Raw genomic sequence first — 20,353 nt, forward strand, 5'->3', positions numbered from 1 at the left:
TTCAACTCCTCGCCTCGGAATTACCGTTGTCGTCATCGTCCATGCCCTCTTCCGTCGCCGACAGCGGCCGCGCCGGCGTGCGCTGCTGGCCGGGACCGCCTATGCCCTGCTGCTTGCCCTCGTGGGTGATCGGGCCCTTGCGCACCAGGCGCATCATGTAGCCGAGGCCGGCGCCGAACAGGACGAAATACACCAGCACGAACAGCGCCAGGGTCAGGCTCATCTGCGCCAGGCTCTGTCCGGAGGAGGCGTCCGCCGTGCGCATCAGGCCATAGACCACCCAGGGCTGGCGGCCGACTTCGGTGGTGAACCAGCCGGCGAGGATGGCGAGCAGCCCGGACGGCCCCATCCACAGCACCAGATGGAGGAACGGCCGCGCCTGGAACAAGCTGCCGCGCCAGCGCAGCCACAGGCTCCACAGGCCGCAGAGGATCATCAGCAGGCCGAGGGCGACCATGATCCGGAACGACCAGAAGACGATGGTCGAGTTGGGCCGGTCCTGCTTGGGGAACTCCTTCAGCGCCGGCACCTGCTTATCCAGACTGTGGGTCAGGATCAGGCTGCCGAGGTAGGGAACCTCGAGCTTGAAGCGGGTCTCCTCGCGCTGCATGTCCGGCCAGCCGAACAGGATCAGCGGGGTCGCCTCGCCGGGATGGTTTTCCCAGTGGCCCTCCATGGCGGCGATCTTCGCCGGCTGGTGCTCGAGGGTGTTGAGGCCATGCAGGTCGCCGATGAAGGCCTGTACCGGCGCCACCAGCAGGGCCATCCACATGGCCATCGACAGCATCTTGCGGATCGCCGGGTTGTCACGCCCGCGCAGCAGGTGCCAGGCCGCCGAGGCACCGACGAAGAAGGCGGTGGCGAGGAAGGCCGCCGTAGCCATGTGCAGCAGGCGATAGGGGAAGGACGGGTTGAAGATCACCGCGAACCAGTCGATTGGGATCACCCGCCCGTCGACTATCTCGAAGCCCTGCGGGGTCTGCATCCAGCTGTTGGAGGCGAGAATCCAGAAGGTCGAGATCAGCGTGCCGATGGCCACCATCACCGTGGCGAAGAAATGCAGGCCGGGGCCGACGCGGTTCCAGCCGAACAGCATGACGCCGAGGAAGCCGGCCTCGAGGAAGAACGCGGTGAGCACCTCGTAGGTCAGCAGCGGGCCGGTGACCGAACCGGCGAAATCCGAGAAGGCGCCCCAGTTGGTGCCGAACTGATAGGCCATGACCAGGCCGGAGACCACGCCCATGCCGAAGTTGACCGCGAAGATCTTCGACCAGAAATGGTAGAGGTCGCGGTACACCTCCTCGCCGGTCTTCAGCCACAGCCCCTCCAGCACCGCCAGGTAACTGGCCAGGCCGATGGTGATGGCCGGGAAGATGATGTGGAAGGAGATGGTGAAGGCGAACTGTATTCGCGCCAGGTCTAGGGCTTCTAGGCCGAACATGGGAGCTCCTCGATCAGGTTATACGCTGGTCTGGCGCACAGGCGCACAGACCACGCACTCCAATGGAGTGCCGTGCCGGGGGAGTTGTTGTTCGGCTGGCGTTGGGTTGCGGGGGTCAGGCCAAAACGGCCTGCACGCAAAACCAAGTGGCGGTTTTGACGTGGATCAATCAATAGGGAAAGCGTAGCGCTTTGCCGAGCGCCTGCCGCTGTGGTTGATTGCCGCTGTGGCCGATTGTCACGCGACGGCCTGCCACAGCGCCCGGCGCGTCAAGCCAGATCCGCCGGCGTGTCGACGTCGCGCAGCACGCCGGGGTCGTCTACCTCGATGCCCAGCCAGGCCTCCTCATGGGCGAGCATCACGGCCCTGGCCCCCTGGTCGCCGGTCAGGCGCAGCAGCGCCGGCCAGTAGCGGCGGCCGAACAGCACCGGATGGCCGCGTTCGCCCCGGTACAGCGGAAACACGATGCGCTCGGCGTCGGCCGCCTGGGCCAGACGCAGGAGGCTGGACTCGGCGACCCAGGGCATGTCGCCGAGCAGGATGGCCAGGGCCCGGCTGCGCCGCCCGGCCAACGCGCGCACGCCGGCGGCCAGGCTGTGGCCGAGGCCGAGTTCGGCGTCGGCGCAGCGGATCAGCGGGCAGTCCGCCGGCAGGCCCAGCGCCGCGGGATCGTCCTCGGGGCGCAGCAGCACATGCACCTCGCTGAATGCCCGCCGCGCATTGGCCAGACTGGCGGCCAGCAGCGAGCGGCCGTCAGGCAAGGTGGCGCGGCGCTTGTCGCTGCCGAAGCGGCTGCCGCAGCCGGCGGCGAGGAGCAAGGCGATGACCTGGGGCATGGGTTGCCTCACGGATGCTGGTGAATAAACCGGCCCTCTCCCCCGGCCCCTCTCCCGTGAACGGGCGAGGGGTGACCGGGCCTGAATCTACTATAGCCCGACTGCAATCCTGGTTTGCCGGGGAGCCCCATCCCGAATTGCAACCGGGCTACGCCGATACGGCCAGGATGTAAATGTAGGGTGGAAAACCGCGAAGCGTTTTCCACCAGAAAAGCCGGTGGATGTAAAAGGCGACATCCACCCTACAACTGCCGTGCGTTGGCTATCGCTGCGCTCAACACCAACCTACAACAGTTCACCCTCCGGCAAGCACGCTCAGGAGCCCGACTCAATCGCACATCACGCAAACCAGCCCCCTCGCCCATTTATGGGAGAGGGTTGGGGAGAGGGCAGTTCGTAGGATGGGTTGAGCAGCGCGATACCCATCATCTCGCCCCCACTATGCATGCAGAAGCCTGCGCCACGAGCCCCGCCACGCGTGGGTATCGCTGCGCTCAACGCCACCCTACAACGCCTCTGCAGCCGACACGCCAGCGCCCCTACACCGCCCCGCGGGCAATGCCGTTGCGCACCCGCAGGATATCGGCCAGCACCGCCAGGGCGATCTCCGCCGGGGTCTTGCTGCCCAGGTTGAGGCCGATGGGCGCGGTGATTCGGGCAATCTCCGCCTCGCTCAGGCCGCCGACCCGGCGCAGGCGCTCGAAGCGCTTGGCGCTGGTCAGCCGCGAGCCCATCACGCCGATGTAGAAGGCCTCGCTGCGTACCGCCTCGAGCATCGCCAGGTCGTCGATGCGCGGGTCATGGGTCAGGGCCACCACCGCGGTGTCGGCGTGGCAGGCGCCCTGGCGGATCACTTCCGAGGGCAGTTCGCGGCGGATCTCCACGCCCGGCAGCTCGACACCCGCCAGCACTTCCTCGCGCGGGTCGCAGAGCAGCACCTCGAAGCCCAGGGCCTGGGCGAACTCCGCACACAGCTGCGCCACGCTGGAGTAGCCGGCGAGCAGCAGGCGCTGGGCGGCGCCGACGCGAATGCGCACCTGCCGGCCCTGGCGCTCGACCCGCGCACCCTGTTCGCGGTCGTCGCACAGGCGACGGCTACCCTCGGGCAAGTCGATCTCGCGGATTAGCCGGCGCTGGCCACTGAGCGCGCCTTCCAGTTCGCGCAGGTAGGCCTGCACAGCACAATCGGGGCCGAGGTTTTCCACCAGCACTTCCAGCACGCCACCGCAGGGCAGCTCGATCCGCGCGCGCGGGTCGCTGCCGTCGCCGTAGCGCACCAGCGCCACCGGCTCGGCGAAGGCGCCCTCGCCCAGGCGTTCGAGAAAGTCATCCTCGACGCAGCCGCCGGACAGCGAGCCGATCCATTGCCCCTGGTCGTTGGCCGCCAGCAGCGCACCCGGCGCACGGGGCGCCGAACCGTAGGTGACGAGCACGGTGCACAGCCACAGGCGCTGGCCGGCGCGGGACCACTCCAGCGCCTTGCGGATCACCAGCAGATCGAGATGTTGCATGGCCGCCCTCCAATCTCGCCCGTCAGTGCGCAGCCGCGCCACGCAGCGCGGCGACGCTCTCGGCCGGCAGGTCGTCCTGCAGCCCGCCCCAGGTCTGGCGCAGGTAGTTGAGCAGGTTGCGCATCTGCTCGGCGCTGAGCTTGTCGTGGAAGCCGGGCATCGGCTGCATGCGCTCGAAGCCGGTGAACTGCTGCTCCTTGATGCCGTCGTCGATCACCCGCAGCAGGTTGCGCGGGTCGTCCAGGCGCACGATGGTGTTGCCGTTCATCGCCACCGCCACGTGGTCGACGCCCTCACCCGCCGCACCGTGACAGCCGGCGCAGACGTTGAGGTAGTCCTGGCGGCCCTGCTGGGCGCTTTCGCTCAGTTGGGCCAGCGGCTGCGCCGCGATGCGCTTGGCCGGCGGCGGCTGGTCGCCAAGCAAGTAGGTGGCCATGGCCTTATGGTCGTCCAGCGGCAGGTACTGGCTGCTGTGGTGCAGCACCGGGTACATCTCGTTGAACACCGAACCCTGGGCGCTGATGCCGTGCTTGAGGAAGGTGGTCAGGTCCTCGCTGCTCCAGCCGCGCGCGGCCAGGTCGTCGGCCAGCAGACTGGGCGCCAGGTAGCCGGCGAGCACCCCGCCTTGCAGGCGCTGATCCTGCTGCAGGGCGCCGAGGGCGTTGCGCGGAGTGTGGCACTCGCCACAGTGGCCGAGCACTTCCACCAAATACTGACCGCGCTGCCACTGCTCGCTCTTGCCGTCGGCCGGCTGCAGCTGCACGCGGTTCTTGTACAGCATGTTCCAGAACGCCAGGCCGAAGCGCAGGTTGAACGGGAAGGCCAGGTCGGTCTGCGGGTTGGGCCTGGCGATCGGCGGCCGGCTCATCAGGTAGGCGTAGAGGGCGTCCGAATCCTCGCGCTTGAGCAGGTGATAGGAGGTGTAGGGCATCGCCGGATAGAGCTTGCTGCCGTCGGCGCGCTCGCCCTGGGTCACCGCGCGGTAGAAGTCCTCGGCGCTGTAGTTGCCGATGCCGTGGGTCTTGTCCGGAGTGATGTTGGTGCCGTAGATGGTACCGAACGGCGACTCCAGCGGCAGGCCGCCGGCGTACTCGGCGCCGCCCTCGACCGTATGGCAAGCCACGCAGTCGGCGGCCTGCGCCAGGTATTTGCCGCGTTCGATCAACTGTTCGTCCGCAGCCAAGGCCGCCAGCGGCAGCAGCAGGCTGGCGAGAAGGAATGCACGCATCCTCAACCCTCCTTGACCAGGCCGAGTGCCTCGACCACATCGCGCGCGGCGCTGTAGTAGCGGACGTAGCCGGTGCAGCGGCAGATGTGGTTGCCCAGCGCACCTTCGATCTCCGCTTCCAACTCGCTGCGCTTGACCGGCTGGCGCTGCAGCTTTTCCACCAGCACGGTGGCGGCGTTGACGTAGCCGGGGGTGCAGTAGCTGCACTGGAAGGCGAACTTGTCGACGAACTGCTGCTGGATCGGATTGAGCTCGCTGACCTCGCCATTGGCGTCGCGCTTGGCCAGGCCTTCGATGGTGCGCACCTGCTTGCCGGCGAAGAAATGCGCGCCGGTGATGCAGGTGCGGATCTCCTCGCTGCTGCCGTCGGGCTTGTCGAGGATCGCCACGCAGGCGTGGCAGATGCCCTGGCCGCAGCCCAGGCGCGAGCCGGTGAGGTTCAGGTACTCGTGGAGAAAGTCGATCATCATCAAATCGTCGGCCACCTCGAGGGGGCCGACGGCCTGGCCGTTGATGGTCAGGCTCAGTGCGCGCTTAGCCATGCAGGGCCTCCTTGATGCGAGCGGGAGTGAGGGGAAGGTCACGCAGACGCTTGCCGGTGGCGTGGGCCACGGCATTCACGATGGCGCCGACCACCGGGATCATCACCACCTCGGCGATGCCCTTGGCCGGGTCGCTCGGCGACAGCGGCGGCAGGATCTCCGCCGTCTGGGTCCAGACCGCGCAGTCCTTGGCGCGCGGCAACTGGTAACGGTTGAAGTTCCAGCTGCCCTCGCCCGGGCCACCCTCGTAGCGCGGCATTTCCTCCAGCAGGGCGTGACCGATGCCCATGGCGACGCCGCCTTCGAGCTGGCCGAGCACCAGTTCGGGGACTATCACCCGGCCGCACTCCAGCCAGGAGTGGTGGTTGAGCACCCGTGCCGCGCCGCTGCCCTTGTTGACCTTGACCTCGACCAGGGTCGCCACCGGGCTGTAGTAGGTGACCATGGCGTTGTTCAGCTGGGTGTCCGGGTAGTGCACGCTGACCCGGTCGAGCAGGTGGAAGCCGTGCTGGCTCATGCGCTTCTGCTTGGCCGCATCGGCGCCGTCGCCGTACTTCAGCGCCACGGCGTCCAGCGGCACGCGCTCGCGCGCGCCGTCGATGTCGAATTCGGCCTCGGCCCAACTCCAGCGGTTGAAGCCGTGCACGCTGACGCCGGTGACCAGGCCCAGTTCGTGGGCCTTGTGCGCCAGCAGCGCGAACGGCAGCGGCGGCAGGCCGGCGGCGGTGAGCTTGCCTTCGACCCAGTGGGCGTCCTCGCGGCGCACCACGTAGGGGTTGGCCAGGCCGCCCTGGATGCCCTGCCCCCAGATGCTCAGCGCCGCCGGCCACAGGCCGTGGTTGAACAGCAGGCGCGCGGCCTCGCGGGTGGCATGCCCGGAGTAGTAGGCGGAGTTGGTCGCCGAGGACGGCGAGGCCAGCTTGCCGACCCAGCGCGGGTTCTTCAGCGCGGCGTCCTGCTCGGCCTGGCTGATGAGGTAGGGATTGCCGCTGGTGGTCAGCGCCAGCTCGGCCCATTCGGTCTCGCCGGTCTTGATCTCGTGTGCCGGCTGACCGAGGTAGTCGGCCGCCAGCAGCGCCTGGGCGGTGGCCATGCCGGTGCCCATGTCGATGGCGATGTGGCGCAGCTTGACCCGGCCCTCGGCAGAGAACTCCAGGCTGGCCATCGGCGACTCGGAGCCGGTGCCGAAATCTTTCTGGCAGATGGCGAAGCCGACACCGTAGTAATGGTCCGGGTCCTCTTGTTCGAAGCGCTGCTTGCGCGCGTCGCGGGTCTTCCAGATTTCGTGCTGGGCGGCCTTGTCGAGGATCTCGTCGATCCGCAGGGCACCGGCCGGGATCGCCCCCTGGGTGTTCTTCATCCCCGACTTGAACACGTTCTTCTGGCGCAGCTCGATGGCATCCAGGCCCAGGCGCTCGGCCACTTCGTCGACCATCATCTCGGTCGCCGCCATGGTCTGCAGGGTGCCGTAGCCACGCATCGAGCCAGCTTCGACGCCGCGCGAGTGGTAGGCGGTGGCCGCCAGGTCGCTCTGCGGCAGGTAGTAGATCGACTGCGCCGCGGTGGCGCCGACCGCCGCCACCGACGGGCTGTAATTGATGCGCCCGCCGCCGTCGACGTCCATGTGCGCGCGGAAGATCTGGAAGCTGTGGTCCTGCTTGTTCACCGCCAGCTGGTAGTGCATGTCGAAGGGGTGGCGCTTGATGCCGCTCTGGAACTGTTCGTAGCGGTCGTTGGCCAGGCGCACCGGAATGCCGCCGCCGTACATCGCGGCGAGCGCGGCGTAGAACACGAAGATGTTGTTGTCCTTGGAGCCGTAGCCGACGGTGTAGCCGGGGTGCATGTTCAGCTTGGCCACCGCGAAGCTGGACGGCGCCAGCATGTGCGCGGTCTGCTCGGCCACCTCGAACGGGCACTGGGTGGCGACCACGAAGTGCAGGGTCTTGGTTTGCGCGTCGTACCAGCCGTTGCCGTTGTCCGCCTCCAGCGCGGCCGGCTCGACCGACTGGCTGCTATAGCGCTCGTCGAACACCAGCCAGTCGTCCGGCGGCGCGGCCAGTTGCTGCTGCATGCGCTCGGCGTAGAACAGGCCCTGCTCGGTGAGGTCGCCGTCGAGCTTGCCCTGGCCCCAGGCCGGTTTGCGCGCGCGGATCAGCGGGAACAGCATGCTGTCCTTGAGGCTGGAGAAGGTGTCGGGCTCGAACGGCGTGGCGCCGCCGACGCGGACGAAGCGGAAGCTGCCGTAAGGGTCGCGCTGGTACAGCTCGGCCTTGGCGCCGTAGAGGATCGCCCGCTGGTCGCGTTTGAGAATGGTCTTGGCCTGGCGGTAGCGCTCGAAGTCGTGCCAGATCAGCAGTGCCACCGGATGGCCGATGAACATCGGCACCTGGCCTTCTGGCAGGAACGGATCGGGGCCGTGGGATTCCGGCCAGGCGATGCCGTCTTTCACCAGGTCGGCGGCGGTGACCACGCGATCCGGCTGCAGCTCGGCGCTCAGCACCGAGAGGTCGAGGCCCTGGTAGAGATGATCGGCGCGGGTCGCCTTGAGCAGCAGGGCATGACCCTGCTGCTGCGGCCAACCGGGCATGTCCTGGGCGCGGATGTCGCGGGCGAACACCTTCGCCCCGCAGGCCTTGGCCACCCCATCGATACGCCCGCGCGCCTGGCCGGCGGCGGTGTACCAGGGCAGCGGCGCGGTGGTGACCTGGGCCTCGAACAAGGCGGCGAAGGCGCGACTGCCGAGCGGGGCGAAGGTCACGCCGATACCGGCGATGACGCTGCCTTGAAGGAAGCGGCGCCGGGAGAATTCACGGTTAGACATGGCGAATCCTCAGGACAGTAGTCGTGGTCCCTGGCAGCGCTCGCCGGGCGCGGCGGCGGATGCCCTGGCGGCGACCCTGTCCCGTTATGTTGGAAAATGAGACACGCCCACCCCTTCAGGCAAAAGGGGCAGATATGAGGATAGTCGATGGATAAACCTGACTTTCAGGTCAATTTTATCGAGATGGCGTTCGAGGGCAACGTTTTTCTTGTCTAAACAGTCAGAAAAATTCTGGCGATCGGCGCAACATCCGGTTACCGCCGGCGGAGCGGACTGGCAGACTATTAGCCTGCTAAGCAACCTCATCGGCGTCTTATGTCCACCCACGCAAAGCTCCTGCTGCGCCACCAGCGCCCCTTCCTCGCCTTCTGGCTGGCCCGCGTGTGCACCGCCAGCGGTTTCCAGATGCTCACCGTGGCGATCGGCTGGCACATCTACCAGCTCACCGGCAGCGTGCTCGACCTCGGCTTGGTCGGCCTGGTGGAGTTCGTGCCGCGGCTGCTGTTCATGCTGCATACCGGGCATGTCGCCGACCGCTTCGACCGCCGCAAGGTCACCGCCCTGTGCCAGGCCGGCCAGGCGCTGATCGCCCTGGCCCTGGTGCTCGGCAGCAGCAGTGGCGAGATCACCCGCGAGGCGATCTTCGTCCTCGCCTTCCTGCTCGGCGCCGCCCGCGCCTTCGAGATGCCGGCGACCCAGGCGCTGCTACCGAGCCTGGTGCCGACCGCGCTGTTCCCGGCGGCGGTGGCGGCCTCGTCCTCGGCCATGCAGCTGGCGACCATAGTCGCGCCGGCGCTCGGCGGCTTTCTGTATGCCTTCGGCAGCCTGTGGGTGTATGCGCCGACCGCCGTGCTCTACGTGCTGGCCTGCGCGCTGGTGCTCGGCCTGCCGGCGCGCCAGTTGCCACTCAGACAGGAACGCGCCTCGCTGGATTCGCTGCTGGCCGGCATCCGCTTCATCCGCAGCAGGCCGGATGTGTTGGGCGCCATCTCCCTGGACCTGTTCGCCGTGCTGCTCGGCGGCGCCACCGCGTTGCTGCCGGTGTTCGCCCGCGACATCCTGCTCACCGGGCCCTGGGGCCTCGGCCTGCTGCGTTCGGCGCCGGCGGTGGGCGCGCTGCTGATGTCGTTCTGGCTGGCGCGCTATCCGATCGAACGCGGCGTCGGGCGGACTATGTTCATTTCGGTGGCGGTGTTCGGCGTGGCGACCATCGCCTTCGGCCTGTCCACCTCGTTCTGGTTCTCCCTCGCCGTGCTGGCGGTGCTCGGCGCTGCGGACATGATCAGCATGGTGATCCGCGGCGCCTTCGTGCAGCTGCAGACCCCGGACGAAATGCGCGGTCGGGTCAGCGCGGTGAACGGCCTGTTTATCGGCGCCTCGAATCAGCTCGGCGAGTTCGAGTCGGGCCTCACCGCGCACTGGTTCGGCAGCGTGCCGGCGGTGGTGCTCGGCGGGGTCGGCACCCTGCTGGTCACCGGCGCCTGGATCAAGCTGTTCCCCAGCCTGGCCAAGCGGGATCGGATGCACGAGCAGTGAGGGCAACACCGAGGTTGCGCATTAGTCACCCCTCTCCCGTTCACGGGAGAGGGGACGGGGGAGAGGGTGGTCGCGGCCCGCAACAGCTGCCCTCTCCCCAACCCTCTCCCATACATGGGAGAAGGGGCTGTCCGTGCGACGCGGAACGCCCGGATGCACGCCCTCCCCCGTCGGACTATGCCGTCACGGCACCAACATCGCCTTCGCCACCTCGTTGCGCGTGGCCTTGCCGGCCAGCTGTTCGACCAGGGTCAGGGCGAACGCCAGCGCGGTGCCGGGGCCCTGGCTGGTGATGCAGTTGCCGTCGACCACCACCGGCTGGTCGACGAAGGTGCAGCCGGACAGCCGGTCGCTAAACGCCGGGTAGCAGGTCAGCCGCCGCTGACGCAGCACGCCGTAGCTCTGCAGGGCCACGGCCGGGGCGGCGCAGATGCCGGCGAACAGCTTGCCGGCCTTGGCCTGCTGCGCCACCCGTTCGCCGAGCGGCGCATGCTCGGCCAGACGCTGGGCGCCGGGCATGCCGCCGGGCAGCACGATCAGGTCGAACTCCTGGGCCAGCACGTCGATCAGCATGGCGTCGGCGGTCATGCGTGTGCCGCGCGCGCAGGTGAACATGCGCCGGCCTTCGATGCTGGCCACCAGCACCTCGATGTCGGCGCGCCGCAGCACGTCGATCAGGGTCACGGTCTCCAGGTCTTCCACGCCGTCGGCGACGGCAATCAGGGCACGAGCGGTCATAGCGGTTTCCTTTTCTGGAGGGCGAATGGGTTCGCCCGGACCGAGTGGAGCCAGTCAGTTCCTGACCGCCCCGCCAACAAATTCACCGGCTGCCGGCCAGCTGCTATGATGCGCGCCTTTTTCCGGCCGGTATCTACAGCACGCCTGTGCTTAGCTTTCGCCTGCCAATTCCAAAAGCCGTGGAGCCCACCATGCTGGAAAGACTATTCCAACTCCAAGCCCATAACACCAATGTGCGCACCGAGATTCTCGCCGGGGTCACGACTTTCCTGACCATGGCCTACATCCTCTTCGTCAACCCGGCGATCCTCGGCGAAACAGGCATGGACAAGGGCGCGGTGTTCGTCGCCACCTGCCTGGCCGCGGCCATCGGCTCGGCGACCATGGGCCTGATCGCCAACTACCCGATCGCCCTGGCGCCTGGCATGGGCCTCAACGCCTTCTTCACCTACACCGTGGTGCTGCACATGGGCCACACCTGGCAGGTGGCCCTGGGCGCGGTGTTCCTCTCGGCGTGCATGTTCTTCCTGATCTCGATCTTCCGCATCCGCGAGTGGATCATCAACAGCATCCCGCTGGCCCTGCGCTCGGCGATCGCCGCCGGCATCGGCCTGTTCCTCGCCCTGATCGCCCTCAAGGAAGCCAGCATCGTGGTCGCCAACCCGGCCACCCTGGTCGGCCTCGGCGACCTGGCCAAGCCGCAGCCGATCCTCGCGGTGCTCGGTTTCCTCCTGATCATCGGCCTGGAGGCCCGGCGCGTCACCGGCGCGGTGATGATCGGCATCCTCGCCATCACCTTCGCCGCCATCGCCCTGGGCATCACTAAGTTCGGCGGCGTGGTGTCGGCACCGCCGTCGCTGGCGCCGACCTTCCTGCAGCTGGACATCATGGGCGCGCTGGACATCGGCCTGTTCAGCGTGATCTTCGCCTTCCTGTTTGTCGACCTGTTCGACAACTCCGGCACCCTGATCGGCGTGGCCAAGCGCGCCGGCCTGATGGGCAAGGACGGGCACATGCCGAAGATGGGCCGCGCGCTGATCGCCGACAGCACCGCCGCCATGTTCGGCTCGCTGCTCGGGACCTCGACCACCACCAGCTACATCGAATCCGCCGCTGGGGTCAGCGCCGGCGGGCGCACCGGCCTGACCGCCATGGTGGTCGCCGTGCTGTTTCTGCTGGCGCTGTTCTTCGCCCCGCTGGCGGGCAACGTGCCGGCCTTCGCCACCGCCCCGGCGCTGTTCTTCGTCGCCGTGCTGATGGCCTCGGGCCTGGCCGAAATCGAATGGGACGACCTCACCGTCGCCGCCCCGGTGGTGATCACCGCGCTGGCCATGCCGCTGACCTTCTCGATCGCCAACGGCATCGCCTTCGGCTTCATCGCCTGGACCGCCTGCAAGCTGCTGGCCGGTCGCGGCCGCGAATTGAATTCGGCGCTGGTGATCCTGTCGATCCTGTTCGTGATCAAACTGGGCTGGTTCAACGCCTGAGTCCGCTCCTCCGCGCCCGACCTGTAGGATGGGTTGAGCGCAGCGATACCCATCGCGAAGCTGCAGGCAGCATGGGTATCGCAAGCTCAACCCATCCTACGCCGCCCTCGATGAGTACCAGATGAGCGCCCCCAAGATCGACCCCGCCAGCTACGCCACCCAACTCGCCGAAAAGCAACAGCGCCTCAGCGAACTGCTGGCGCCCTTCGACGCGCCGGCCCCCGAGCTGTTCGACTCGCCGCGCGAGCACTACCGCCTGCGCGCCGAGTTCCGTCTGTGGCGCGAAGGCGAGCAGCGCCACTACGCGATGTTCGAGGCGGGCGACAAGCACAGGCCGATCCTGATCGACGACTTCCCCATCGCCAGCACGCGGATCAATGCGCTGATGCCGCGTCTGAAGGCGGCCTGGCAGGCCAGCGCGACCCTCAGCTTCAAGCTGTTCCAGGTCGAGTTCCTCACCACCCTGGCCGGCGATGCGCTGATCACCCTGTGCTACCACCGCCCGCTCGATGCGCTCTGGCAAGCCGAGGCCGAGCGCCTGGCCGAGGAGCTGGATGTCAGCCTGGTCGGCCGTTCGCGCGGCCAACGCCTGGTGATCGGCCGCGACCATGTCATCGAGAAGCTGGAAGTGGCCGGCCGCCGCTTCCGCTACCGCCAGCCGGAAGGCGCCTTCACCCAGCCCAACGGCGTGGTCTGCGAGAAGATGCTCAACTGGGCCTTCGAGGCGCTCGGTCAGCGCGATGACGACCTGCTCGAGCTGTACTGCGGCAACGGCAACTTCACCCTGCCGCTGGCCACCCGCGTGCGCCAGGTGCTGGCCACCGAGATCAGCAAGACCTCGGTCAACGCCGCGCTGGCCAACCTGGCCGACAACGGCGTCAACAACGTCAGCCTGGTGCGTCTGTCCGCCGAGGAACTGACCGAGGCGCTCAACGAGGTGCGGCCGTTCCGCCGCCTGGCCGGCCTCGACCTCAAGAGCTATGAGTTCGGCAGCGTGTTCGTCGACCCGCCGCGCGCCGGCATGGACCCGGACACCTGTGAGCTGACCCGGCGTTTCCAGCGCATCCTCTACATCTCCTGCAACCCGGAGACCCTGGCGGCCAACATCGCCCAGTTGCACGACACCCACCGAGTCAGTCGCTGCGCGCTGTTCGACCAGTTCCCCTATACCCACCACATGGAGGCGGGCGTCCTGCTGGAGCGCCGCTAAGCGGTTCAGGCCGCGTCATCCCAGCGCAGTTGGAAGCAGTGGAAATCGCCGAGGTCCACCAGGCTCAGGGCGCCGCCGAACACCGCGCCGGTGTCGATGAACAGGTGATTGCCCAGTTCCAGTGGCCGGCCCACCACGGTGTGGCCGCAGAAGATCAGGGCGATGTGGGCGACCGGATCGGCGCGCAGACTGCTGATTCGGGTGCGCCCCCAGATGGCCTGCGTCTCGAGGCGCTGCACAGGGTCGCCGGCGCCTTCCAGGCGGTCGACGAAGGCCTGCCAGTCGCTCAGCGGGCATTCGGCATGCACCAGGCCGATCGCGCCGATCGGCGTCTGCACCTCGATGGCTATCGGCAGCGCGCGAAACGCCTCGGCAAAGCGCTGCTGCTCGACCTGCCCCAGGGCCAGGAACCAGGCGCCGCCGTTGATCAGATACAGGGCGCGGTCCAGCGCCCCGGCCGCGGCATCGATCGCCATCTGTTCGTGATTGCCGCGGATGGCGTGGAACCAGGGCTGGGCCAGGAACTCCAGCGCACGCGCGCTCTGCGTGCCCCGGTCGACCAGGTCGCCGAGGCTGAACAGGCGGTCATGCGCCGGATCGAAGCCCGCCCTCGCCAATAACCGCTCCAGCATGGCGAAGCAGCCATGGATGTCGCCGACCACGAAATCGCGGCCGGCGCTGTTGCGCGCAAAGCGCATGCAGCGGCTCATTTCCCCACCGTCCTAACCCGCCCCATAACGGCAGCAAGCTTGCGCCGAGAGACGCCCGGCGCTGCTGACAGCTTACTCCTGCAACGCCGCACTGACTCATGTCGCCGCGAGCCGGGCATATCCGGAAACATCCCGAGGCTTGGGTCGCGCGCGCGCCGCGACTAAGCTGGCCCGATCGCACTCCGGGAGCCCAGCATGCGCCGCCTCGTTCTTCTCACCACCCTACTCACCGGCCTGGCCCAGGCCGCCGAACCGCCGAGCATCGACGTCCACCGCGATGCCAACTGCGGCTGCTGCAAGGCCTGGATCAGCCATCTGCAAGCCAACGGTTTCCAGGTCAACGACCACGTCGAAACCGATATGAGCGCGGTCAAGACCCGCCTCGGCGTGCCGCACAGTCTCGGCTCCTGCCACACCGGGGTGATCGACGGCAAATTCGTCGAGGGCCATGTGCCGGCCGCCGACATCCTCAAACTGCGCCAGCGCCCCGACCTGCTCGGCGCCGCCGTGCCGGGCATGCCGATGGGCTCGCCGGGCATGGAGATGAATGGCAGGCAGGACGCCTATCAGGTCATCGGCCTCGGCCGCAACGGCCAGCAGCAGGTGCTGGCCGACTACCCGGGCAAATAGCCCAGCGCAGTAGTTTTTCAACAGCCTGCTGGACGGTCGGACTGGCGCCAACCCCAGCCAGCAACAACACTCAAGGTCCGGGGATCTTGAGGACATCGACATGCTTTGGAAAAAAGCCCGACGCAGCGACAACGTGGTGGACGCCCGCGACGACAGCGGCGGCGGTGGCGGCAGGCGCATCGGCGGCGGCCGCCTGAGCCTCGGCGCGGTGGCCGTGGTGGTGGTGATCGGCCTGCTCAGCGGCCAGGACCCGCTGCAGATCCTCGGCAACCTGGCCGGGCAGATGGGCCAGACCAGCAGCGTCAGCCCGCCGCAGGGCCGCGCCCCGGCGAGCAACGACGAGCAGGCGGAATTCGTCCGCGCCGTGCTCGGCGACACCGAGGACACCTGGCGCACCGTGTTCCAACAGGCCGGCAAGCAGTACCAGGATCCGAAACTGGTGCTGTTCCGCGGTGGGGTGAATTCCGCCTGCGGCTTCGCCTCCTCGGCCACCGGGCCCTTCTATTGCCCGGGCGACCGCCAGGTCTACCTCGACCTCGAATTCTTCCGCGAAATGGAACAGCGCTTCGCCGCCGCCGGCGACTTCGCCCAGGCCTACGTGATCGCCCATGAAGTCGGCCATCACGTGCAAACCCTGCTCGGCATCAGCGCGCGGATCAATTCGGCACGCCAGCGCGGCGAGCCGATGGAGGGCGACAACGGTCTGCTGGTGCGCCAGGAACTGCAGGCCGACTGCCTGGCCGGGATCTGGGCCTTCCATGCCCAGCAACGCCTGAACTGGCTGGAAAGCGGCGACATCGAAGAAGCCCTGAACGCCGCCAACGCCATCGGCGACGACCGCCTGCAGCAACAGAGCCGGGGCCGCGTGGTGCCGGACTCCTTCACCCACGGCACCTCGGCACAGCGCGTGCGTTGGTTCAAGATGGGCTTCGAGGGCGGCCAGATCGGCAAGTGCGATACCTTCAAGGTGGCGCAACTCTGAACGCCCCTCGCCCTCTCCCGAAGGGCGAGGGGACTGTTCGGAGTTGTCCTGACACTATGCTAGCGCTTGTCTTTCCTCTCCCACCGGCAGGGGGAGCCCCTGAAACGCCGAGCTCAATTCTTGAGCAGCAGCCTGTCCTCGATCGGCACATAGCGGCTGGCGGCACGCATCAACGCCTGCGCGGTCAACGCCGGCACGCCGTACACGCTGGCTTCGACCCCATAACTGGCGCGCACCTTGTCGAGGAGGATGGCGAAGTCGCCGTCGCCGGAGGCCAGCACCACTTCGTCGACCCGCGGCGCGGCGTCCATGATGTCGATGGTGATGCCGACGTCCCAGTCGCCCTTGGCCGAGCCATCGCTGCGCTGGATGAACGGCTTGAGCTTCACGGTGAAACCGAGGTTGCGCAGGATCTGCTGGAACTGCTGCTGCTTGGCGTCGCCGCGCTCGATGGCGTAGGCGTAGGCCTCGACTATCTGCCCGCGCGCGCTGATGTCCGCCCACAGCGCGGCATAGCTGAAGTGGCAGCCATAGGCCTGGCGCACGGTGTAGTAGAGGTTCTGCACATCGGCGAATACGGCGATTTTCTTCACCGAGAAATCCTTGGCGGACGAATAGGCCTGCAGTATGCCGAACTCGGGGGCCGAGCTGTCCAGAGTCGGACGGCGAACCGGCAGGCCGCGACGCCCTGCCGCCGCCCCAGGGCGCCCACGACTACCGGCTCTACTCGCCGGGGCCGCCACAGCTCACCCTGGAGGTGACGACCGCCGATCTGCAGCGCCTGCTGCCGCAACCGTCCAATCGGATGCTGAGTTATCACTCGCCCTAAAGCGCTGTTTGGCCGCATCCCAGCCATCGGCTAAAGTGGCGGCCCTGCTTGCTTGCCGCGAACCTGCCGATGAACCCGCTGCCGATCCTCCGCGACTCCTGGTATTTCTTCAGCCGCCATCTCGGCGCCATCGCCCGCCTGTGTCTGCCGCTGGTGGTGCTCGAGTCTCTGGCCCAGCGCCTGCTGGCCAGCGCCACCGGCATGGAGGCCTCCCCGGCCTACGGGCTGCTGGTCGGCCTGCTGTTCTACCCGCTGTATACCGCCGCGCTGATTCTGTTCCTCGACGCCCGCAGCCGCGGCCTCGCGGTGCACCACCGCGACCTGCTGGCGATGGCCCTGCAGCTGTGGCCGCGCTTCGCCGTGCTGACGGCGCTGAGCAGCCTGCTGATCATGCTCGGCGCCTCGCTGTTCATCCTGCCGGGGCTGTGGGTGCTGATCCGCCTGGCCTTCGCCGAATACCTGCTGGTGCTCGACGGCCTGCCGCCGCTGGCGGCGCTGCGCGAGAGCTTCCGCCTGACCGGCGAGCCGTTCTGGCGGGTGCTGGTGTGCGTGCTCAGCGTGATGGCGCCGTTGTGGCTGCTGGACGCCTGGAGCCTGCCGCTGCTCGCCAGCGACGGCCCGCTGGCGTTTGTTCTCGACTGCCTGCGCGGCTTCCTCCAGCTGTTCGCCAGCGTGGTGGTGTTCCGCCTGTTCATGCTGGTCAGCCCGCGGCCGGCGGTGTCCTGAATAGCGGCTAGGGTTATGGGGTCGACTGTCCCTGGAGCATCCCCCCATGACCGATATCCCGCCCAGCATCCTGTCGCACATTTCCCTCGGCACCAACCGGTTCGAGCGCGCGCTGGCGTTCTACGACCAGGTGCTGCCCACCCTCGGTTGCCAACGCCTGCTGGCCCACCCCGGCGCAGTGGCCTACGGCCGCGAGTTTCCGGAGTTCTGGCTGCAGACCCCGATTGACGGCCAACCGGCGACGGTCGGCAATGGCACCCATATCGGCTTCATCGCCACCAGCCAGGCCGCGGTGCAGGCCTTCTACCAGGCGGCGCTGGCGGCTGGCGCCCAGGGCGATGGCGAACCCGGTCCGCGGGCGGAATACGGCGCGCCCTACTACGGCTGCTTCGTCCGCGACCTCGACGGCCACAAGATCGAAGCGGCGTTCTGGGACAGTACGCTGGAGTAAGGCCTGGCCCGCAGGCAAGCCGGGCTACCTGCCGCTTTGCGGCTTGAGCCCGGAGATCCGTGGCAGCAGCACCCGCTCGAACAACCGCGGGAAGAAGCGCGCCAGCAGCCGCGCGCGCCAGTCGACATTGGACAGCACCAGCAAGCGCCGGCGCCGTAGCGCGCCCTGGTAGATCGCCTCGGCGACATCCTGCGCCGAGGCCACCTTGCCCATCGCCAGCGGTGGTTTACGGGTCACCGAGCCGTCGCCGACCAGGGCGTTCTTGCGCAGGTCGGTGGCGGTGAAACCGGGGCAGACCAACATGACATTCACTCCCGAGCCCTTGATCTCGTAGCGCAGGGTGTCGAACAGTCCGTGCAGGGCATGCTTGCTGGCGTTGTAGGCGCTGCGGTAGAGCAGCGGGGTGAAGCCGGACAGCGAGCTGAGCACGATGATCTGCCCCTGCCGTTCGAGCAGGCTGGGCAGTGCCGCTTTGGTGCAATGCAGGGCGCCGAAGTAGTTGACCGCCATGACCCGCTGGAACACCCGCAGATCGGTCTCGGCGAAGGTGCTGCGGTGGGTGATGCCGGCATTGTTGATCAGCACGTCGACGCCGCCGAAGCGCTCCAGCACCGCGGCCATCGCCTGCGCCACCGAGTCCGGGTCGGCCACGTCGCAGCGCAGCCCGAGGGCCTCGACGTTATGGTGATCGGCCAGGTGCCGGACCAGGCTGTCCAGCGCGTCCTGGTCGAGGTCGAGGACCGCCAGCCGCGCACCGGCCTGGGCCATGCGCATCACCAGGGCACGGCCGATGCCGGCACAGCCGCCGGTCACCACCACCACCTTGCGTTCGAAGACCTTGCTGGCGAAAACCTTGCGGTACATGCGTCCCCCCGAGCGAAGCGGCGCTACAGGCTGTTGTGGGTGCCGTCGCAGCACGGCGGCGTATGGGTATGTTTGCAGCCACAGAGGAACAGGGTGTCGTCCTGCTCGGCGTGGAACTTCAGCGGGGTGATGCCGCTACCCTTGTGCGAGCCGTCGCAGAACGGCTGGTTGGCGCTGCGCCCGCAGCGGCACCAGAAGTAATCCTGGCCGGCGCTGACCTCGACTTCGAAGGGGCCGCGCTGGGCAATCACGGGCTCGCTCATCTCGGCATTCCTCGCTGGCAGGTTTGGGCGTGGGGTCGGGCTCTCGGGTATGCTCTTAAGTTCTGTACGAAAAATCGCCGAGCACAGGCGGTATTCGTACCGAACCTAGGCTCTCAGCATAGTCCAAGCCCCGACTGGCCCCGCTCATGACCTTGCCGCGCGTGCTCCGCCCGATCCTCCTCAGCCTGCTGATCGTCGCCGCCAGCCTGGCCGCCCTAATCTACATCCTGACCTGGCATCCGGCCCCGCGCGAAGAGGTGCCGGTCAGCTGCAGCGACCAGGAGCAGACCCTGCTGCCCGGCCAGGCGCTGAAGGTGATGACCTGGAACCTGCAATACCTGGCCGGCAAGCGCTATGTGTTCTGGTACGACCTGGCTGACGGCAGCGGCCCCGACCTGCGCCCGACCGCCGCAGATCTGGCCTACAGCCTCGACGAAGTGGTACGGGTGATCCGCGACGAAGCGCCGGACCTGGTATTGCTGCAGGAACTGCACGAAGGCGCCAAGGCCAGCGATAACCAGGATCAGCTCGCGCTGCTCAACGAACGCCTCAGCGATCTCTACCCGTGCAGCACCCAGGCCTTCTACTGGAAGGCCGCGTTCGTGCCGCATCCGAAGATTCTCGGCAGCGTCGGGATGAAGCTCGCCACCCTCAGCCGCTATCGGATCGCCCGCGCCGAACGCCTGCAGCTGCCACTGCTCCCGAGTGACCCGATCAACCGCCAGTTCGGCCTCAAGCGCGCCCTGCTGCTCAACTATCTGCCGCTGCGCGGCGGCGGCCAGCTGGCGCTGATCAACACTCACCTGGATGCCTTCGCCCAGGGCGATGACACCCTGCACCGCCAGGTGACGATGAGCAGCAGCCTGCTCGACCAACTGGAGGCGCAGAAGACCCCGTGGATCTTCGGCGGCGACTTCAACCTGCTGCCACCCGGTCAGCGCGAGCGCCTGTCGGCGCAGCAACGTAGCGGCTACGCGGCGGACAGCGAACTGAATACGCTGGCGCAGAAGTACCCGATGATCCCCAGCCTCGAGGAAGCCGGCGGCGGCGACCAGGCCGCCTGGTACACCCACTTCCCCAACGATCCGCGCGTCGGCGCCCCGGACCGCACCCTCGACTACCTGTTCCACAGCCCGCAACTCACCCGCCTGGCCGCCAATGTGCGCCAGGCCGACACCCTGCAGATTTCCGATCATCTGCCGCTGATCGGCCGTTTCCTGCTGCCGGCGCAACCCTGACGAACAGCCGGCTGAGAGACTGGCCAAGCGCCAGCGCGCCTGCGCATACTGCCGGCCAGAACACGACAAAAAGACGGCTATAGCCGCGATGGTGTCCATGCGTATATCTGCTTACCTGCTGCCCCTGTTGTTTGCGCTCGCCGCGCGCCCCGCGCTCGCTGAACCCGCCGCCGCCCCGATAGTCGTCGGTTTCTATGACTTCCCGCCCGCGGTCTACACCGACACCAATGGCCAACCGCAAGGGTCGATGGTTGAGTTGGTCCGCCACGTCTTCCGCAAGGCCGGCTATGCCGCAGAGATGCGCTCGTTG

At 67.7% G+C, this 20,353-nt stretch carries 19 protein-coding genes and 1 pseudogene; 9 read left to right on the top strand and 11 right to left on the bottom strand.

Features of this window, described 5'->3' with window-relative positions:
* Position 1 precedes the first annotated feature (1 nt).
* The 6 genes from D3880_RS19245 to D3880_RS19270 all read right to left on the bottom strand — a co-directional run bounded on the left by D3880_RS19245 (position 2) and on the right by D3880_RS19270 (position 8,379).
* The gene (locus tag D3880_RS19245) at positions 2-1,441 is read right to left on the bottom strand and encodes a cytochrome ubiquinol oxidase subunit I (protein WP_119895023.1); all 1,440 of its coding nucleotides are present in this window, start codon (positions 1,439-1,441) and stop codon (positions 2-4) included.
* 269 nt (positions 1,442-1,710) lie between these two features.
* Positions 1,711-2,277 carry a nucleotidyltransferase family protein gene (locus tag D3880_RS19250; RefSeq protein WP_119895024.1) on the bottom strand — a complete coding sequence of 189 codons (567 nt, stop codon included), beginning with the start codon at positions 2,275-2,277 and terminating at the stop codon, positions 1,711-1,713.
* Between the two features lie 539 nt (positions 2,278-2,816).
* Positions 2,817-3,788, bottom strand: coding sequence for an XdhC family protein (locus D3880_RS19255; protein WP_119895025.1), 972 nt, complete (start codon positions 3,786-3,788; stop codon positions 2,817-2,819).
* Between the two features lie 22 nt (positions 3,789-3,810).
* Entirely contained in the window at positions 3,811-5,016 is a 1,206-nt protein-coding gene (locus tag D3880_RS19260) for a cytochrome c (RefSeq protein WP_119895026.1), read from the bottom strand.
* A gap of 2 nt (positions 5,017-5,018) precedes the next feature.
* Entirely contained in the window at positions 5,019-5,558 is a 540-nt protein-coding gene (locus tag D3880_RS19265) for a (2Fe-2S)-binding protein (RefSeq protein WP_119895027.1), read from the bottom strand.
* Positions 5,551-8,379 (bottom strand): xanthine dehydrogenase family protein molybdopterin-binding subunit, encoded by a 2,829-nt coding sequence (locus tag D3880_RS19270; protein WP_119895028.1) that lies wholly within the window; start codon positions 8,377-8,379, stop codon positions 5,551-5,553. Before D3880_RS19270 ends, D3880_RS19265 begins: the two co-directional genes overlap by 8 nt.
* A gap of 315 nt (positions 8,380-8,694) precedes the next feature.
* Here D3880_RS19270 and D3880_RS19275 point away from each other — a divergent pair, with 315 nt between their 5' ends.
* A complete protein-coding gene (locus D3880_RS19275; RefSeq protein WP_119895029.1) occupies positions 8,695-9,915 on the top strand; it encodes an MFS transporter in 1,221 nt (406 codons plus the stop codon).
* 183 nt (positions 9,916-10,098) lie between these two features.
* On the opposite strand, the gene D3880_RS19280 is transcribed toward D3880_RS19275, so the two are convergent.
* Entirely contained in the window at positions 10,099-10,653 is a 555-nt protein-coding gene (locus tag D3880_RS19280; protein ID WP_119895030.1) for a DJ-1 family glyoxalase III, read from the bottom strand.
* A 191-nt stretch (positions 10,654-10,844) separates the two neighbouring features.
* Here D3880_RS19280 and D3880_RS19285 point away from each other — a divergent pair, with 191 nt between their 5' ends.
* Together D3880_RS19285 and trmA are read left to right on the top strand one after the other, a co-directional pair.
* Positions 10,845-12,140 carry an NCS2 family permease gene (locus tag D3880_RS19285; RefSeq protein ID WP_119895031.1) on the top strand — a complete coding sequence of 432 codons (1,296 nt, stop codon included), beginning with the start codon at positions 10,845-10,847 and terminating at the stop codon, positions 12,138-12,140.
* 121 nt (positions 12,141-12,261) lie between these two features.
* Entirely contained in the window at positions 12,262-13,350 is a 1,089-nt protein-coding gene (trmA, locus tag D3880_RS19290) for a tRNA (uridine(54)-C5)-methyltransferase TrmA (protein ID WP_119895032.1), read from the top strand.
* Between the two features lie 5 nt (positions 13,351-13,355).
* On the opposite strand, the gene D3880_RS19295 is transcribed toward trmA, so the two are convergent.
* On the bottom strand, positions 13,356-14,048 hold the full coding sequence (locus D3880_RS19295) for a metallophosphoesterase (protein WP_238474378.1): 693 nt from the start codon (positions 14,046-14,048) through the stop codon (positions 13,356-13,358).
* 207 nt (positions 14,049-14,255) lie between these two features.
* Here D3880_RS19295 and D3880_RS19300 point away from each other — a divergent pair, with 207 nt between their 5' ends.
* A complete protein-coding gene (locus tag D3880_RS19300) occupies positions 14,256-14,690 on the top strand; it encodes a DUF411 domain-containing protein (protein ID WP_119895034.1) in 435 nt (144 codons plus the stop codon).
* Between the two features lie 100 nt (positions 14,691-14,790).
* A complete protein-coding gene (gene ypfJ, locus D3880_RS19305; RefSeq protein WP_119895035.1) occupies positions 14,791-15,672 on the top strand; it encodes a KPN_02809 family neutral zinc metallopeptidase in 882 nt (293 codons plus the stop codon).
* 113 nt (positions 15,673-15,785) lie between these two features.
* On the opposite strand, the gene D3880_RS19310 is transcribed toward ypfJ, so the two are convergent.
* A complete protein-coding gene (locus D3880_RS19310) occupies positions 15,786-16,265 on the bottom strand; it encodes a LabA-like NYN domain-containing protein (protein WP_119895036.1) in 480 nt (159 codons plus the stop codon).
* Between the two features lie 305 nt (positions 16,266-16,570).
* Between D3880_RS19310 and D3880_RS19315 the strand changes: the two genes are divergently transcribed.
* Positions 16,571-17,227: a YciC family protein gene (locus D3880_RS19315; RefSeq protein WP_119895037.1), complete on the top strand. Its 657-nt coding sequence runs from the start codon at positions 16,571-16,573 to the stop codon at positions 17,225-17,227.
* Positions 17,228-17,273: 46 nt separating this feature from the next.
* Positions 17,274-17,678 carry a VOC family protein gene (locus D3880_RS19320; RefSeq protein WP_119895038.1) on the top strand — a complete coding sequence of 135 codons (405 nt, stop codon included), beginning with the start codon at positions 17,274-17,276 and terminating at the stop codon, positions 17,676-17,678.
* Positions 17,679-17,702: 24 nt separating this feature from the next.
* Here D3880_RS19320 and D3880_RS19325 read toward each other — a convergent pair whose 3' ends face one another.
* Positions 17,703-18,542 (bottom strand): SDR family oxidoreductase, encoded by an 840-nt coding sequence (locus D3880_RS19325; protein WP_119895039.1) that lies wholly within the window; start codon positions 18,540-18,542, stop codon positions 17,703-17,705.
* Between the two features lie 23 nt (positions 18,543-18,565).
* Positions 18,566-18,805, bottom strand: a complete 240-nt coding sequence (locus tag D3880_RS19330; RefSeq protein ID WP_119895040.1) for a CDGSH iron-sulfur domain-containing protein — start codon at positions 18,803-18,805, stop codon at positions 18,566-18,568.
* A gap of 146 nt (positions 18,806-18,951) precedes the next feature.
* Between D3880_RS19330 and D3880_RS19335 the strand changes: the two genes are divergently transcribed.
* Positions 18,952-20,043, top strand: coding sequence for an endonuclease/exonuclease/phosphatase family protein (locus D3880_RS19335; RefSeq protein WP_119895041.1), 1,092 nt, complete (start codon positions 18,952-18,954; stop codon positions 20,041-20,043).
* Positions 20,044-20,140: 97 nt separating this feature from the next.
* Positions 20,141-20,347, top strand: a pseudogene (locus D3880_RS23455) (bifunctional lytic transglycosylase/amino acid ABC transporter substrate-binding protein); the annotation flags it as partial.
* Positions 20,348-20,353: the final 6 nt, after the last annotated feature.

It is taken from the genome of Pseudomonas cavernae (assembly GCF_003595175.1).
Lineage (GTDB): Bacteria > Pseudomonadota > Gammaproteobacteria > Pseudomonadales > Pseudomonadaceae > Aquipseudomonas > Aquipseudomonas cavernae.

Coding starts and splice junctions, on each gene's coding strand:
- ypfJ (WP_119895035.1), top strand. CDS start 14,791: ATGCTTTGGAAAAAAGCCCGACGCAGCGACAACGTGGTGGACGCCCGC.
- D3880_RS19320 (WP_119895038.1), top strand. CDS start 17,274: ATGACCGATATCCCGCCCAGCATCCTGTCGCACATTTCCCTCGGCACC.
- D3880_RS19255 (WP_119895025.1), bottom strand. CDS start 3,788: ATGCAACATCTCGATCTGCTGGTGATCCGCAAGGCGCTGGAGTGGTCC.
- D3880_RS19275 (WP_119895029.1), top strand. CDS start 8,695: ATGTCCACCCACGCAAAGCTCCTGCTGCGCCACCAGCGCCCCTTCCTC.
- D3880_RS19300 (WP_119895034.1), top strand. CDS start 14,256: ATGCGCCGCCTCGTTCTTCTCACCACCCTACTCACCGGCCTGGCCCAG.
- D3880_RS19335 (WP_119895041.1), top strand. CDS start 18,952: ATGACCTTGCCGCGCGTGCTCCGCCCGATCCTCCTCAGCCTGCTGATC.
- D3880_RS19250 (WP_119895024.1), bottom strand. CDS start 2,277: ATGCCCCAGGTCATCGCCTTGCTCCTCGCCGCCGGCTGCGGCAGCCGC.
- D3880_RS19260 (WP_119895026.1), bottom strand. CDS start 5,016: ATGCGTGCATTCCTTCTCGCCAGCCTGCTGCTGCCGCTGGCGGCCTTG.
- D3880_RS19285 (WP_119895031.1), top strand. CDS start 10,845: ATGCTGGAAAGACTATTCCAACTCCAAGCCCATAACACCAATGTGCGC.
- D3880_RS19315 (WP_119895037.1), top strand. CDS start 16,571: ATGAACCCGCTGCCGATCCTCCGCGACTCCTGGTATTTCTTCAGCCGC.
- D3880_RS19280 (WP_119895030.1), bottom strand. CDS start 10,653: ATGACCGCTCGTGCCCTGATTGCCGTCGCCGACGGCGTGGAAGACCTG.
- D3880_RS19330 (WP_119895040.1), bottom strand. CDS start 18,805: ATGAGCGAGCCCGTGATTGCCCAGCGCGGCCCCTTCGAAGTCGAGGTC.
- D3880_RS19270 (WP_119895028.1), bottom strand. CDS start 8,379: ATGTCTAACCGTGAATTCTCCCGGCGCCGCTTCCTTCAAGGCAGCGTC.
- D3880_RS19245 (WP_119895023.1), bottom strand. CDS start 1,441: ATGTTCGGCCTAGAAGCCCTAGACCTGGCGCGAATACAGTTCGCCTTC.
- D3880_RS19265 (WP_119895027.1), bottom strand. CDS start 5,558: ATGGCTAAGCGCGCACTGAGCCTGACCATCAACGGCCAGGCCGTCGGC.
- trmA (WP_119895032.1), top strand. CDS start 12,262: ATGAGCGCCCCCAAGATCGACCCCGCCAGCTACGCCACCCAACTCGCC.
- D3880_RS19325 (WP_119895039.1), bottom strand. CDS start 18,542: ATGTACCGCAAGGTTTTCGCCAGCAAGGTCTTCGAACGCAAGGTGGTG.
- D3880_RS19295 (WP_238474378.1), bottom strand. CDS start 14,048: ATGCGCTTTGCGCGCAACAGCGCCGGCCGCGATTTCGTGGTCGGCGAC.